General features: G+C 41.3%; 14 protein-coding genes. 3 read left to right on the forward strand and 11 right to left on the reverse strand.

The window, feature by feature from the left end; translation table 11 throughout:
• Window positions 1-12: 12 nt before the first annotated feature.
• The 5 genes from JOC74_RS07735 to yutH all read right to left on the reverse strand — a co-directional run bounded on the left by JOC74_RS07735 (window position 13) and on the right by yutH (window position 6,655).
• Window positions 13-1,986, reverse strand: a complete 1,974-nt coding sequence (locus tag JOC74_RS07735; protein WP_053604031.1) for a S9 family peptidase — start codon at window positions 1,984-1,986, stop codon at window positions 13-15.
• A 123-nt stretch (window positions 1,987-2,109) separates the two neighbouring features.
• Window positions 2,110-3,042 (reverse strand): homoserine kinase, encoded by a 933-nt coding sequence (gene thrB / locus JOC74_RS07740; RefSeq protein WP_053604032.1) that lies wholly within the window; start codon window positions 3,040-3,042, stop codon window positions 2,110-2,112.
• Window positions 3,039-4,097: a threonine synthase gene (thrC, locus tag JOC74_RS07745; RefSeq protein WP_053604033.1), complete on the reverse strand. Its 1,059-nt coding sequence runs from the start codon at window positions 4,095-4,097 to the stop codon at window positions 3,039-3,041. The genes thrB and thrC overlap by 4 nt, the downstream gene beginning before the upstream one ends.
• The gene (locus JOC74_RS07750) at window positions 4,097-5,398 is read right to left on the reverse strand and encodes a homoserine dehydrogenase (RefSeq protein WP_053604034.1); all 1,302 of its coding nucleotides are present in this window, start codon (window positions 5,396-5,398) and stop codon (window positions 4,097-4,099) included. The genes thrC and JOC74_RS07750 overlap by 1 nt, the downstream gene beginning before the upstream one ends.
• Window positions 5,399-5,641: 243 nt before the next feature.
• Window positions 5,642-6,655: a spore coat putative kinase YutH gene (gene yutH / locus JOC74_RS07755; protein WP_225970219.1), complete on the reverse strand. Its 1,014-nt coding sequence runs from the start codon at window positions 6,653-6,655 to the stop codon at window positions 5,642-5,644.
• A 147-nt stretch (window positions 6,656-6,802) separates the two neighbouring features.
• Between yutH and JOC74_RS07760 the strand changes: the two genes are divergently transcribed.
• Complete coding sequence (locus tag JOC74_RS07760) at window positions 6,803-7,318, forward strand: phosphatidylglycerophosphatase A family protein (RefSeq protein ID WP_053604036.1); 516 nt, start codon at window positions 6,803-6,805, stop codon at window positions 7,316-7,318.
• A gap of 16 nt (window positions 7,319-7,334) precedes the next feature.
• On the opposite strand, the gene JOC74_RS07765 is transcribed toward JOC74_RS07760, so the two are convergent.
• From JOC74_RS07765 to lipA, 4 genes are all read right to left on the reverse strand, one after another.
• On the reverse strand, window positions 7,335-8,105 hold the full coding sequence (locus JOC74_RS07765; protein ID WP_053604037.1) for a TIGR01457 family HAD-type hydrolase: 771 nt from the start codon (window positions 8,103-8,105) through the stop codon (window positions 7,335-7,337).
• 18 nt (window positions 8,106-8,123) lie between these two features.
• Window positions 8,124-8,558 (reverse strand): DUF86 domain-containing protein, encoded by a 435-nt coding sequence (locus JOC74_RS07770; protein WP_053604038.1) that lies wholly within the window; start codon window positions 8,556-8,558, stop codon window positions 8,124-8,126.
• A gap of 22 nt (window positions 8,559-8,580) precedes the next feature.
• Window positions 8,581-8,856, reverse strand: coding sequence for a YutD family protein (locus tag JOC74_RS07775; protein ID WP_053604039.1), 276 nt, complete (start codon window positions 8,854-8,856; stop codon window positions 8,581-8,583).
• A gap of 167 nt (window positions 8,857-9,023) precedes the next feature.
• On the reverse strand, window positions 9,024-9,920 hold the full coding sequence (gene lipA, locus JOC74_RS07780) for a lipoyl synthase (RefSeq protein WP_053604040.1): 897 nt from the start codon (window positions 9,918-9,920) through the stop codon (window positions 9,024-9,026).
• A 263-nt stretch (window positions 9,921-10,183) separates the two neighbouring features.
• Here lipA and JOC74_RS07785 point away from each other — a divergent pair, with 263 nt between their 5' ends.
• Window positions 10,184-11,125, forward strand: coding sequence for a M23 family metallopeptidase (locus JOC74_RS07785; RefSeq protein ID WP_225970391.1), 942 nt, complete (start codon window positions 10,184-10,186; stop codon window positions 11,123-11,125).
• 354 nt (window positions 11,126-11,479) lie between these two features.
• Complete coding sequence (locus tag JOC74_RS07790) at window positions 11,480-11,836, forward strand: DUF4064 domain-containing protein (protein ID WP_053604042.1); 357 nt, start codon at window positions 11,480-11,482, stop codon at window positions 11,834-11,836.
• A gap of 40 nt (window positions 11,837-11,876) precedes the next feature.
• Here the strand turns inward: JOC74_RS07790 and JOC74_RS07795 are convergent, their stop codons facing one another.
• Window positions 11,877-12,188 carry a YunC family protein gene (locus JOC74_RS07795; RefSeq protein WP_053604043.1) on the reverse strand — a complete coding sequence of 104 codons (312 nt, stop codon included), beginning with the start codon at window positions 12,186-12,188 and terminating at the stop codon, window positions 11,877-11,879.
• A gap of 70 nt (window positions 12,189-12,258) precedes the next feature.
• Window positions 12,259-13,650, reverse strand: a complete 1,392-nt coding sequence (locus tag JOC74_RS07800) for a bifunctional metallophosphatase/5'-nucleotidase (RefSeq protein ID WP_053604044.1) — start codon at window positions 13,648-13,650, stop codon at window positions 12,259-12,261.
• Window positions 13,651-13,657 lie beyond the last annotated feature (7 nt).

Consider the following 13,657-nt stretch of genomic DNA (forward strand, 5'->3'; position numbering starts at 1 on the left):
GCTTTTTTTATACTACAAATAATCTTCAAACCAGCCGGAAATATAATTAAGTCGCTTAATTCTTTGTTCTGGGTGTCCTGACCTTGATAAGTTGTGTGCCGCATTTGGAAATCGCACGAATTTTACGTTCTTTTTCATTTTTTTGAGGGCGACAAAAAGCTGTTCTGCCTGCTCCACCGGACAGCGATCATCCCTTTCTCCGTGTAAAATCAAGAGCGGAGTGGAGATATTTTCCGCATACTTCAGCGGTGAAAACTCCCATAGCTTCGTCGGGTTTTCAAACAAGTCATAACCAAGCTGCCAATCTGTAAAAAAATAACCGATGTCACTGACACCGTAAAAACTGAGCCAATTGGAGATGGAGCGTTGGGTGACGGCAGCTTTAAACCTGTTCGTTTGCCCGACTATCCAGTTTGTCATAAATCCTCCATAGCTTCCGCCAGTGACGCCAAGCCGTGTTTCATCAAGAAATTGATAGCTGCCGAGCACATAATCGACAGCTTTCATGACATCCTCGTAATCACCGCCGCCGTAATCTCCTCTTACTCCATCCACATAGGCTTGTCCGTACCCATGGCTTCCTCTCGGATTGACGAACACGACTGCATTTCCCTTGGCAGCAAGTACCTGAAATTCATGGAAATATGCGTTAGCATACATCGCGTGCGGTCCACCATGGACTTCAAGAATTAGGGGATACTTTTTTCCTTCTTCATATTCAGCAGGCTTTAACAACCATCCGTGAATTGTCATTCCATCATAAGATTCAAACTCAATTTCTTCCGGCTCAATTATGATATGTTCATTTACAAAACTTTCATTTACATCTGTAATTCGCTTCGCTTCTTTTGTCTCTAGATTCAGTTCATAAAGCTCACTTGGCCAGGATGGCGTGGCGCTGCTTATGATTGCCATATGTTCTTCGGGATGAAGGGAAAACCCGTTAATGTGCTCTTTTTCCAATCTAACAGGATACGCATGTCCTTCGATAGATATGTAATAAATCGCTGTATTTCCTTGGTCAGTCGCTAAAGCGTAAAAACCTTTATTATCTTTTGTCCAAATAGGATCCGGGCTGACTGCACCAAATACCGTATCTCCCACAACAGCATCTTCAAAAATCACCTCAAGGCTTTCCGTTAAACAGCTCAGTTTCTCTTCATGAAAATCATAGATCCATGCCTTTGTCAGCGTGGCATTTTTAAATTCTTTTTCGTGGCCCAGAAATGCCGCATAACGACCGTCGTTTGAAAATGAAACCGATGAGAACATTCCGTTTTCATTGGTGAGCCGACGGATTTTTTTGTCATCCAATGACAGGAGATGAATATCATAGACATAATTCAGCTCTTTGTCTTCCGAATAATTCGCAGTAAATGCAATCGCTTGTCCATCAGGCGTAAAGACGTGGGATGAGTGGTTCGTCTCATGATCAGTAAGCTGCTGTAATGCTCCTGTTGCAAAATCAATCAACACCAGCTGCGAATATTTCCCTCTCGTAAATCCAACTCCGTCCGCTTTATATTGAAGTGACTCTATCTCCAAAGGCTCATATGAATCAATTTCCGCTTTCTTTTCATCGTCAAGGCTTTCCTTATTTGTCAGCTTAGCCGAACAGACTATAGACTTACCATCCGGAGCCCACACCGGCTGTGTAAGATCGTATGGCGTTTCAGCCACCTTTTTCGCTTCACCGCCATCCGTTCGCAATACGTAAATTGATGAGGTTTCATCTCTCTTCGACACAAAGGCTAATTTCTTTCCATCTGGTGACCATTTAGGAGAATGGCTTTTTTCTTTCCCATGAGTCCATGCATAAGATTGTCCTTGATTTGTATCATATACGATAATATGAGAGTTGTATGAATCCTTCTTTTCATTTATTTTTGTTTGTACATAAGCAACCTTCGTTCCATCTGGAGAATAGTTAGGATCCGTTACAGATATTAGTTGAACAAGATCTTCTGCGGCTATGAGTTTTTTCAATACTGTTCCTCCTTCACGTTTGAATCACTTTCTACTTATTTCGACTTTCTAAATATAAAAACCTGCTATTTTTAATAGAAAAAAATCCCGCTCCAAAACGCAGGGAGCGGGTCCATTTCTTCTTTAATTTGATTGAGTTGTCCTTATGATATTTCCTTTGTCCACCGTGCATCCTGCTTTTGGAACATGGAGGCAGTCGATTTCACAAGCAGGAAAGTTTTGCGAAAGCTGCTCTTTCATCTGCTGCCCTTTTCCTGTTTCAGTCAAAACGAGAACCGTTGGCCCAGCCCCGCTCAGTGCGACACCATAAGCTCCTTTCAGCATTGCTACATGATCGACTTTGCTCAGCTCTGGAACGAGCATGGAGCGATACGGCTGATGAAATAAATCCTTTTTCATCATTTGACCGGCGAGTTCCCAATTCTTTGTTAGTAAGGCGGCTACTAACATGTTGCTTACCGCACTTGCTTGCACTGCACTTTTATAAGAGATCTCCTCGGGGAGAACATTTCTGGCATCCTTTGTTAGTACCTCATAAGCAGGAATAACCACGACAATGTCAAGCTCTACCTCAGGGATATGAATCAGTTGTGTATCTTCTTTTTCATGAAGTCCGAAAACCAAGCCACCGTACAGAGAAGCTCCAGCATTGTCGGGATGTCCTTCTTCAAGGCTGGCAAAGTGCAGCTTTTCTTTATCTGAAAGCTGAAGATTCAATAATGTGTTCGCGAGTTCTATTCCAGCGACAATCGCGGCAGCACTGCTCCCGAGCCCCCTAGCAAGAGGAATGTCGCTCCAAACCTTTACGTGACATGCGGGAATTGTCTCACCGAAAGAGTCTGCCACCCGTTTAGCGACCTGATATATAAGGTTATCTGTCCCTTTCGGCAATTGTGCCAAGCTTTCAGTTTCTGCTTCAAAGCTCCAGGATGTGCTTTCAAACACAGTTAATTTTAAGTAACGTGAAAGAGCCATTCCGACTGAATCAAAGCCCGGTCCCAGATTTGCAGTGCTGCCCGGAACAGTAATCGAAAAAAGCATGTCACTTTCACTCATACCTTCGCAGCTCCTTTTAAATGGTCCAGAACAATGTCTTCATCCTTAGGAAGTTTAGTCGGTTTGATTTCAGACACATCAATAGCGGTGTTTGGATCCTTCAAACCGTTTCCGGTAAGGACACATACGACCGTACTTCCTTTTTTAATTTCACCGGTTTTTAATTGCTTGATTACGCCTGCAATGGATGCACACGATCCAGGCTCAGCAAAAATTCCTTCTTCACGGGAGATAAGCTGGTAGGCTTCTAGAATTTGCTCGTCTGTCACTTCATCGATTTTTCCGTTTGACTCAACCGATGCTTGTACAGCCTTGTCCCAGCTTGCCGGATTTCCGATTCTTATGGCAGTTGCTACAGTTTCAGGCTGTTCAATCACTTGATTACGGACGATTGCTGCTGCACCTTCCGCTTCAAAGCCGCGCATCTCAGGAAGACCCGAATTGTGTCTCTCGTGATACTCTTTAAAACCTTTCCAATACGCAGTTATATTGCCTGCGTTTCCAACTGGTATAGCCAGGACATCTGGCGCTTGGCCAAGCTGCTCGCACACTTCAAATGCGGCTGTTTTTTGTCCTTCGATTCGATAAGGATTAACAGAATTCACGAGGGCAATCGGCTCTTTTTCGCAAATGCTGCGAACCATTTTCAGCGCATCGTCAAAGTTGCCGTCAATTGAGATAATTTCCGCCCCGTACATCACCGCTTGCGCCAGCTTGCCAAAGGCGATTTTTCCTTCAGGAATGACAACGATACATTTCATGTTTGCGCGTGCCGCATAGGCTGCTGCTGCAGCTGACGTATTCCCTGTAGAAGCACACATAATCGTATCATTGCCCTCTTCTTTCGCTTTGGCGACTGCCATCACCATTCCTCTGTCCTTAAATGAGCCAGTAGGATTAACTCCTTCTGTTTTTACATGGAGCTCGATCCCAAGCTTCTCAGAAAGCTTAGAAAGGTGTATCAGCGGGGTATTTCCTTCATGAAGCGTAAGCATAGGCGTTTGTTCTGTTACCGGTAAATAATCTTTATATTGATGAATGAGTCCTCTCCACATTAGCTATAACCGTTCCCTTCTACGCGATACGTACTTTTTACTTGAACAACAACCTCTAAATCGTTTAATTGCCCTAAAATAACGCTGAAATCCTCTTCCGATGCTTGATGAGTAACAATCACAATTTCCGCTAAATCATCATGATCTTTAATTGGCAGCTGCAATATTTTCTCGAAGCTGACTCCCCGCTCAGAAAAGACGGAGGTGATTTTAGAAAATGACCCTACTTGATCTCTCACATGAATTCGTAAAAACTGCTGGGCATATATTTCGCCGGGATCCTTCATCTTTTTTTCAAATTGAGGCGCCACAGCGCTTTTTCCGTTGACTCCAAGACGCATGTTTTTCATTACAGCAACCAGATCGGATACTACCGCAGTAGCCGTAGGAAGGCTTCCTGCACCCGGACCGTAGAACATTGTCTCTCCAACGGCTTCCCCGTAAACATATACAGCATTAAACTCATCGTTTACAGAAGCAAGAGGATGGTGGTCAGGAAGCAAAGTCGGCTGTACACTGACTTCTGCTTTATTTCCGTGGCGATGGGCAATCCCAATCAGCTTCATCGTATATCCTAACCGAGTGCTAAAAGCAATGTCTTCATCTGAAATTGACGATATTCCTTTAACACTGACGTCGTCTAAATCAACGTTCATCGAAAAGCCGAGCCGGGCAAGAATCGCCATTTTTCTGGCAGCGTCAAGGCCTTCTACATCTGCTGTCGGATCTGATTCTGCAAATCCCAGATCCTGTGCCTCTTTCAATACCTCGTCATATGCAGCCTTTTCTTTGTTCATCTTCGTTAAAATAAAGTTGGTCGTTCCGTTTACGATTCCCATCATTTTCGTAATTCTGTCAGAGGACAATCCTTCAACGAGTGTACGCAAAATCGGGATTCCACCGGCCACGCTTGCCTCATAATAAAGATCGCAGCTGTTTTCAGTCGCTGTAGAGATCAGCTCAGAACCATAAAGTGCCATTAAATCCTTGTTTGCTGTTACTACATGTTTTTTTTCTTTTAATGCATCGAGCAAATATACACGAGTTTGTTCGATACCGCCAATTACTTCAATAATAACATCAATTTCCGGATCATGTATAACATCATAAGGTTCTGTCGTAAGCGCCTCTTTGGGCAAATTGACATCTCTATCCTTATGTATATCCTTAACCAATACTTTTTTCACAGAAACTGGACATCCTACTTGATGCATTAATTGATCTTGATGATCCTCGATAATTTTTACAACACCAGTTCCTACTGTCCCGAGTCCCAAAAGCCCTACATTGATAACCTTCACAAAAACTCCACCTTTCAACTGATGTCCGTCACAGAAGTTCATCTGTCATTTCATCACAGACAATAAAGTTACACACATTATAAGGCTGAAAATGGGTTTTGACAAGTCGGCGAATGACACAAATTCTTTTTTGATACCGCTTACTTACTTGGAAAACCAAGGATTCTCCTGCATAAAGTATTTTTGGCAGAAATGCTGTCAAAACCCTTGCATAGCCAATTGCAAAAAGCGAATAGATTCATTCTATCCGCTTCTTTTTTGTGTCAGCCATTTAATTTGCGGAATTTGAAAATGAGTGTTTCTCATTCCGGACATCTCATGAAACGTTCTCAAAAACAGCTCATACCTATCTGAATCAAGAAGCAGCCGGTCTAGACGGTCTTCATAAAAGTCGTGCTCTGATTCTGGTGAAATATAGTATCCTTCAATCGTTTCAAAATAGTGAAGCGGAAACAGAAGCCTGCTGTAGATCAGTCTTTTTGAAAAGCTTGACAGCGGTGTAACTTCCTCATACTGCTGCAGAAATAAAAAGCCTTGTTCAAACAGATCATTTCTATACAGCATAAACGTGTTTCTCATATATTCTGCTAGATCCCTTGAGCCGTGGTCAAGCACCCAATCTGTAGGTATTTTTACGAGGTTTTCCTGAGACCACTTGTTTTTTGTCATTCGTTGATGACATACAGTTCCGGAATCAACAATCCCTGGTTTTTCATCAAGCTCGGTATCAACCAAATATTGAATTGCATTTTCTGATAGTCCTAAATAATACGGGAATGATTCCACAAATTTTTTTTCGAATGGCTCAAGTGGATGCATAAATGCTTTTTGCCGCCAAAACTGTTCCAGCTGATCTAACCGCTTCTCCCAAAAGCCCTTCCACCCGCCGAGCCTCGTCATTTCCTTCACTTGATAAGGAAACTGCCGACCCTTTTGATGAAATTGTGCAAGCTCCGTTCCAAGTTGAAACGACCTGTTTGACAAGTAGGAAGCCGATTTGAGCAAAGAATATTTACTGCCTTCGTGCTCAAACGTCAGCTCATTATCCTTGGTCATTAGAAAAGTTGAAACGTATGGGTCTTTTTGCTCTTGCAAATACTGACTCATATCATGTAATTCCTTCAATTCTTCCTTTGTAAATTCACCGGTAGGGACGATAAGAAAGATAGAGTTGGGAGTTTGGAATGAAGGGTATGAATGAAAAACTGAAAGCTGCCGGACATGAATTCCATAATGGGTTTTTATTGAATCCTTCACATGATCACCCGCATTTCTATATTGATCTTTTTTTATCATAATCGGGCTTTAGGTGAATTATGAACACAAATTTTCTGAGTTAAGAAATGAAGGGTACATTTTCATTCATTTTTGTATAAACTAGTAAAAAAAGATTGGATGAAAGCAATGGCTGAAAAAAATTATCAGGACCAAGTCGAAGCAACAGCAAAGCAGTGGCTGCAGGAAAGAGGAGTTTCCGTTTCTGACATAGCAGACCTCGTCTATTTCTTACAAAGAAAATATCATACCAACTTAACGCATGAGGAATGTGTTATGAATGTGGAACGGGTTCTTGCGAAACGTGAGGTTCAAAATGCGATTTTAACGGGAATACAATTGGACCGCTTGGCCGAACGAAAAATGCTTGCCGAACCGCTTCAATCCATTATTGAAGTCGATGAAAGCCTTTATGGAATTGATGAAATTCTGTCTTTCTCGATTGTGAATATTTATGGATCAATCGGCTATACGAACTACGGGTACGTCGATAAAGAAAAGCCGGGAATTTTAGCGAAATTGAACGATAAATCGACCGGAGAATGCCATACCTTCCTTGACGATATCGTCGGGGCCATCGCAGCAGCTGCATCGAGCAGACTGGCTCACAGCTCCCAACAAAAGAGCGGGCAGCAGCCTCAATAAGCTGCCGCCCGTTTTTTTAAATATATGTCAGCCATTCTTCAAGCGAATGTATCGCATACGTCGGCTGAGCATCATAGTTCTTCAAATGCTCTTTTTTCGTAACGCCTGTGTGAACGAGCAGCGTATCCATACCGGAACGAATTCCTGCCAAAATATCAGTATCATAGTTATCTCCTACCATAAGCGTATCCTCTACAGCTATACCTAACTGTTTCATTGCCTGTTCCATAATAATTGGTTCAGGCTTTCCGATAAATGTAGGTTGAGTGACTGTGGTCACAGTTAACACAGACGTTAAAGAGCCGTTTCCGGGCAAAAAGCCTCTCTCAGTCGGCAAAGCAATGTCGCCATTTGTCGAGATAAATTCTGCTCCATTGCGAATGGCTAATGCACCAATAGCCAGCTTCTCATATGTAATGTCGCGGTCGATTCCCACAACTACAACATCCGCATTCTCTTTTGCAAATGTAAACCCTTTTTCTGAAAGGGCTTTTTTGATCCCTTCTTCACCAATACAGTATACTGACGCATTCTTTTTCTTTTCTGCTATATAGTTGGCAGTGGCGAGACTGGTGGTAAAAACCTGTTCTTCTGTAGCGGGAATATCAAATTCAACCAGTTTTTTTGCCACCTGTTCCGGTGTGCGGGAGGAATTGTTTGTGACAAATAAGTAAGGGATCTTTTTTTCTATGAGCTTTTTTACAAAAATACCTGCTTCCTCTATTTTTTCGGAACCATTGTACATCGTGCCATCCAGGTCAATTAAGTAGGCTTTATATTGTTTCATATCTTAACACTCCATCTATTATTTAAATGCTGATACCGGCCCCAGTTCGTTGCGAAGATAGATGCGAATTCTTTCTGGAAAGCGTTGAAGAACCTCTGTGCATTCTGCTAAACCGTTTACTAATTCAAGTTCATCAATTTGAGTGTATTGTTGCACGAGCTTCTTCCGCATAGAGACCAGCTTTTTCAGTGTTTGTCCTTCTTGATTGGTTATAACTTTTTCGTCCATTAATATGTCTAATATGTCGTTATAGCTGCCGGCGTCTCTCATAATAAATCCATCGATCATCATGTTCCCCGCATCTAATACACATTCAATTAAAAGGTGTGCGATCCGTTCAAATGCCTTCTTTTCGATCTCTGTCTTCCATCCCGAATGGTTTCTGTAAAGCTCCAGATTTTTCTCAAAAAAGACTAACGTTTCTTCAATTTGTTTTTGATCCACAAAATACACCCTTCATCCATCCCCTTATTTGTTACTTTTTGATTCGTTTCAACACAAAATACGCACAGCCGAAATTACAGTACTCATATATGTACTCATCCAATGTGCTTATTTTTGTATCGAAAGCTGCCTTTTGATTATGATCATCAAAAAAACCTTTTAAACGAAGCTGATTATATCCCCAATCACCTACTATATAGTCATACTTGTTTAAAATTTCTGAATAACGATTTTTAAATGCTTCTTCGTCAAACCCGTCCTTAAAATTTTCAATGATCTCAAAAGTATGATTTTGAAAAGAAATCACCTTGATTTGCCACCTCTTTTTTGCAGGGACTGATAATTTTCATCCTCTTTATGATAGACCATAACGATTGCCCCATCAATTATTAAAAAAGAAAATTCTTTTTAATAGGATACACTAATTCTCAATGATTTCCGAATGAGGCAAAAAAAACGCCAGAATTCTGGCGTTTATGCTCGTGCTTGACGTTTCTTTGAAGCCGCATTAACTTGCTCATCCGCATGATAGGAAGATCGTACGAGAGGTCCTGCTTCACAGTGGCTGAAGCCTTTTTCCAATGCGATATCTTTTAGCTCTGCAAACTCATCCGGGTGATAGTACTTCTGAACCTTCAAATGCTTTTTCGTAGGCTGCAAATACTGTCCGATCGTCATAATATCAACGTTGTTTGCCAATAGATCATCCATCGTTTCAATTATCTCTTCTTTTGTTTCGCCTAAACCAATCATAATGCTCGATTTAGTTGGAATATCAGGCTGCATCTCTTTTGCGCGGCGCAAAAATTCAAGTGAACGATCATATGTGGCACGCGCACGAACTCTTGGAGTCAGGCTTCTAACGGTCTCAATATTATGATTAAGAATATCCGGTCTTGCGTCCATCAAGATTTTCAAGTTTTCATAATCCCCACCCATATCGGAAGGTAGAACCTCAATAGTAGTAAACGGGCTTTTTCTGCGGACAGCACGGACAGTTTCCGCAAAAATGCCTGCTCCTCCGTCCCTTTGGTCATCGCGGGCAACGGCTGTAATAACAGCGTGCTTCAAATTCATAAGAGCCACAGAATCAGCCACTCGCTCCGGCTCGTTAAGATCAAGCTCAGTTGGAAGTCCGGTTTTTATTGCGCAAAAACGGCAGGCTCTTGTACACACTGAGCCGAGAATCATAAATGTAGCTGTCCGGCGAACTGCCCAGCATTCGTGGATATTGGGGCATTTCGCTTCTTCACAGACTGTATGTAGGTTTTTTTCCCTCATCATTTTTTTTAAGCCTGTGTAGTTTTCATTTGTATTAAGCTTTATTTTAAGCCAATCAGGCTTTCTTAGGTATTCTTCTTTTTTTACCACTGATATCAACTCCATTATTTGAATCTGTTCTTTCTAGGAAGGGTATAAGAAGTGTATTGAAATCGATCACATTTTATTGTAGATAAAAGTTTTTACAATTGCCACTTTAACATAGTAATCATTATTGAACAAGAAAAGAAAACCTTGAAATTACTAACATTTTCTAATAATGGATTACGGGATTATACCACAGACTAGAAGTACCTTAATTTTTTTGAAAGGAGCCCGACCGTTTGACAAGAAAAGCAATTGTATTATCCCTAATTTTTTTGCTCATCTCTCCAATAGCTGAAGCCGCCAGCGAGTCAACTGAAAAAACACGGATGGAGCTCTATCAAAAGACAGAAGCTGTGACAAACATTCCTTGGTACGTGCTTGCTGCGATTGACCAATATGAAACGAATATACGTAATAATCGCAAAGACCTTCCGGATTCCACCGGCCCTATCGGAATTTATATTCCTGAAGAAATATGGAGTGGACCGGAAAATCCCGATCCTAAAGATGTCCACCCTTTAAGTATTAAAGTTTTTGATGGAATTGGAATGGATGGAAACGGTGACGGATTAGCTGATCAAAGCGATGAAGAAGATGTGTTATTTACAGTTGGGCAATATTTACGCAAGTACGGAACCGATCTTGAAAACATTCGGATTGGCCTATGGGAATATTATCATCGCGATCAGACCGTCGGAATCATTACTGGCTTTATTAAGCTATTTAAGAAGTACGGGCACATTGAACTGGGCGAACATGCATTTCCGCTGCCCGTTCGAACTGATTACAGCTACAGAAGTACATGGGGATCTGCACGAGGCTTTGGCGGCAGACGCATACACGAAGGAACGGATCTATTCGCTCATTACGGCCTCCCTGTCCGATCAACGTGCTTTGGCATCGTCGAAATGAAGGGTTGGAATCGATTTGGAGGATGGAGAATCGGAATCCGTGACATTAATAATACGTACCACTACTTTGCTCATTTAAACGGCTTCACTAAAGGTTTAAAGGTCGGGCAAATTGTAGCTCCAGGCGAAGTAATCGGTTCAGTCGGCAGCTCCGGCTATGGTCCGCCAGGCACTTCCGGTAAGTTTCCGCCTCACCTGCATTACGGGATGTATAAGGACAATGGACGAACCGAATGGTCTTTTGATCCCTATCCTTATTTACGAGTATGGGAGCGAAAAGATCTTAAAAAAAAGTAAACCGTTCGAATTAACGGTTTACTCTTTTATTAGGGTTTACTTATTTTTTTTACTTTTTACGACAGCGTTGGCAATGCTAGCCCCAAGTCAGTCCAAAAAAAGTAATAGCTCTGCGACTAAAGCAGAATATATCCGAAAGAAAAATAATTAAAAAGCTGAGCGATGAATAATCCGTATTTTTTTACTAAGTTTGTCCATAAAATTATCAAACACAATATAGTCTAAAAATGATTATAGCCTCTAGAATGCGAAGTTGAAAAAACTTTTCTGAATCCTAGATAATTGGAAAAGTAAAAAATATCCTCCTTATTTATGATATCATGTAATAGAAAACAACTAGGAGGTAGCTCACGCTTGAACAGGTCAACCGAATTTATCTTATCCTTAATCGCTAGTATTTTATTGGTTTTATGCTTGATCTTGACTGTTTTCATTTTACTTTTCTTCGGAACGGTTGCGGAAGGTGATGCGAATGCGGCTTTTTGGTTTATTGTACTTCTAATTTCGATTTTCTTAAATGCCCCGTTGATTATTTTAGTTTGGGTCGGGACATTTTTCCTGAAGAAAGACAGTTTAGGCTGGGGCATCTTTATTTTGGTCATGGGGATTTTGTACTCACTTTCATTCTATTTTGTGCCAGGGATCTTATTGCTTATAGCAGGGATCATGATGCTCTCTAGAAAAAACCACTCGCTAGAAAAGAGTATATGACAATTGCCATGTTTAAAAAAATACATAAGAAAACCCCTGATTAAAGGGGTTTAGCCATTTTTAATAATGCTTCTCTTCCGCTCATACCAGGGTGAATCCCCAGCGATTCCGCTTCATATGTGATAGATTCGAGCGGCGCCTCAAGCAGCTGTTCAATTGTCCGGACACCTACAGCTCTCCCGGCTATTATTTTCCGATCCTTTAATTTTTCATTTAATAAAGCAACATCGAGCGCGCCACACATAATGTAGCCATTCTCATTGGTCACAGCCATGAAGTTTGTTTTTGGAAGCTTTACAGTTATAGCAGTAAAAGGATAATCACCAATCATCAACGGTGTTAATGTTACCATTTAAGAAATCCTCCCTTCCCCATCAATTTATGATAGAAAGAAGGACTTGTTGTATAGGCCGAAGCGGAAATTACGCTTTACTGAGCTTCCATGCCAAAAGGTCACGCAAAAATTCCGGCATAAAATAGATTTTATTCGTTGCATTTCGAATCGAAGGAAAAAAAGAGCCTAACGTAAACATATCGATTGTACCAACGGAATATACTCGATCGGGCACGAGCGGTTCTTGATTAATCAATATGCTCTTCACATGCACCAATCCGTCTTGCAAACGCTCCGTCTCCAATTCGATACCGGAATACATCATTTTCCCCATCACTTCCCCGCGAAAGCCGAGCCCTTTAATTTGGAACTGCTCCATTTGATCCGTTGCCGCATGAAGAATAATTTCCTTTAGCTCGTCCCCTTCAAGAAAAACCTTTATGGGATTAATCGGATGCGGACAAATGCTGTGCAAATCCTTTCTCGTAACAGATCCTTTTTCGAGAGACTGGAGAATAACTCCGGAGTTCACCATGCCGATCTCAGTTCCGCACCATTCCCTCAAAGCTTCTGCAAGCAGTTTAGGCAAAGAAGATGAATAGAACCAGTTGACCTCTAAGGTCGAAGAAATCGTGGCTACCTCCTGATTCAGGATTTCGCTTGCTTTTTTTTCTTCCTTCTGCAGAAAGTCCTTTGCCCTGATTGAGCTTTCTGTTAAATCTTCTACCTTTTGAACACTTGCTTTTTTGCCGTGTATTGTTTTCGTTTCAGAATCCAGTTGAAGCTCAATATGTCCAACAAAGTGCCCGTATTTTTCTGCACATCCCAAAAGAACCCCGTTTTCGTATTGACCATTTTCGAGCAAATGATGGGTATGAGAGCCAAGAATCACATCGATTTCAGGAAACCGTTTTGCGGCCAGAATGTCATCAGAAATGCCAAGGTGGGAAAGAAGCACAATAATATCAGCTTGCTCCCTCACTTCATTTATGACTTCTGAAATGCTTTCAAACGGATCCGTTATCTTCCAATCGAGAACTTCATACACATCGTAATAGGATACTGTAACACCAAGAATGGCAAGCTTCATATTATTTTTCAGCGTCTTAATATAGTAAGGCATCAACCAATCGGGTCTCTTACCGTTTAAATCATACAGATTCGATAATACGATTGGAAATTTTGCATCAGCATACAATGTGTCGAGTTTTTCGTGCGGTAGTGTAATCCCTTCATTATTTCCGATTGTCGCACCGTCACAGCATATATCATTCAAAAGCTCAATATTTGCTTTTCCAAAGGTTGCTTCTGAAATCATGTGAAAACGATCTACGTGGTCACCGATATCAAAAACCAATGACTCTTCCTTCTTTTTCTGCAGCTCGTTACGTTTCGTTTCAATATATTGCGCGATTTTTGGCCAGTTTTCAAAATGGCTATGCAAATCATTTGTATGAAATAAGTGAAGAGTCTCTCTCATATCTCCT

Origin of the sequence: Bacillus capparidis, assembly GCF_017832095.1 — a bacterium.
In the GTDB taxonomy this organism is placed as follows: Bacteria; Bacillota; Bacilli; order Bacillales; family Bacillaceae; genus Bacillus; species Bacillus gobiensis.

Excerpts from the sequence above, each read along its gene's own strand:
- JOC74_RS07800 (WP_053604044.1), bottom strand. The coding sequence starts at position 13,650 with ATGAGAGAGACTCTTCACTTATTTCATACAAATGATTTGCATAGCCAT.
- JOC74_RS07795 (WP_053604043.1), bottom strand. The coding sequence starts at position 12,188 with ATGGTAACATTAACACCGTTGATGATTGGTGATTATCCTTTTACTGCT.
- JOC74_RS07760 (WP_053604036.1), top strand. The coding sequence starts at position 6,803 with ATGGCTGAAAAAAATTATCAGGACCAAGTCGAAGCAACAGCAAAGCAG.
- thrC (WP_053604033.1), bottom strand. The coding sequence starts at position 4,097 with ATGTGGAGAGGACTCATTCATCAATATAAAGATTATTTACCGGTAACA.
- JOC74_RS07765 (WP_053604037.1), bottom strand. The coding sequence starts at position 8,105 with ATGAAACAATATAAAGCCTACTTAATTGACCTGGATGGCACGATGTAC.
- thrB (WP_053604032.1), bottom strand. The coding sequence starts at position 3,042 with ATGAGTGAAAGTGACATGCTTTTTTCGATTACTGTTCCGGGCAGCACT.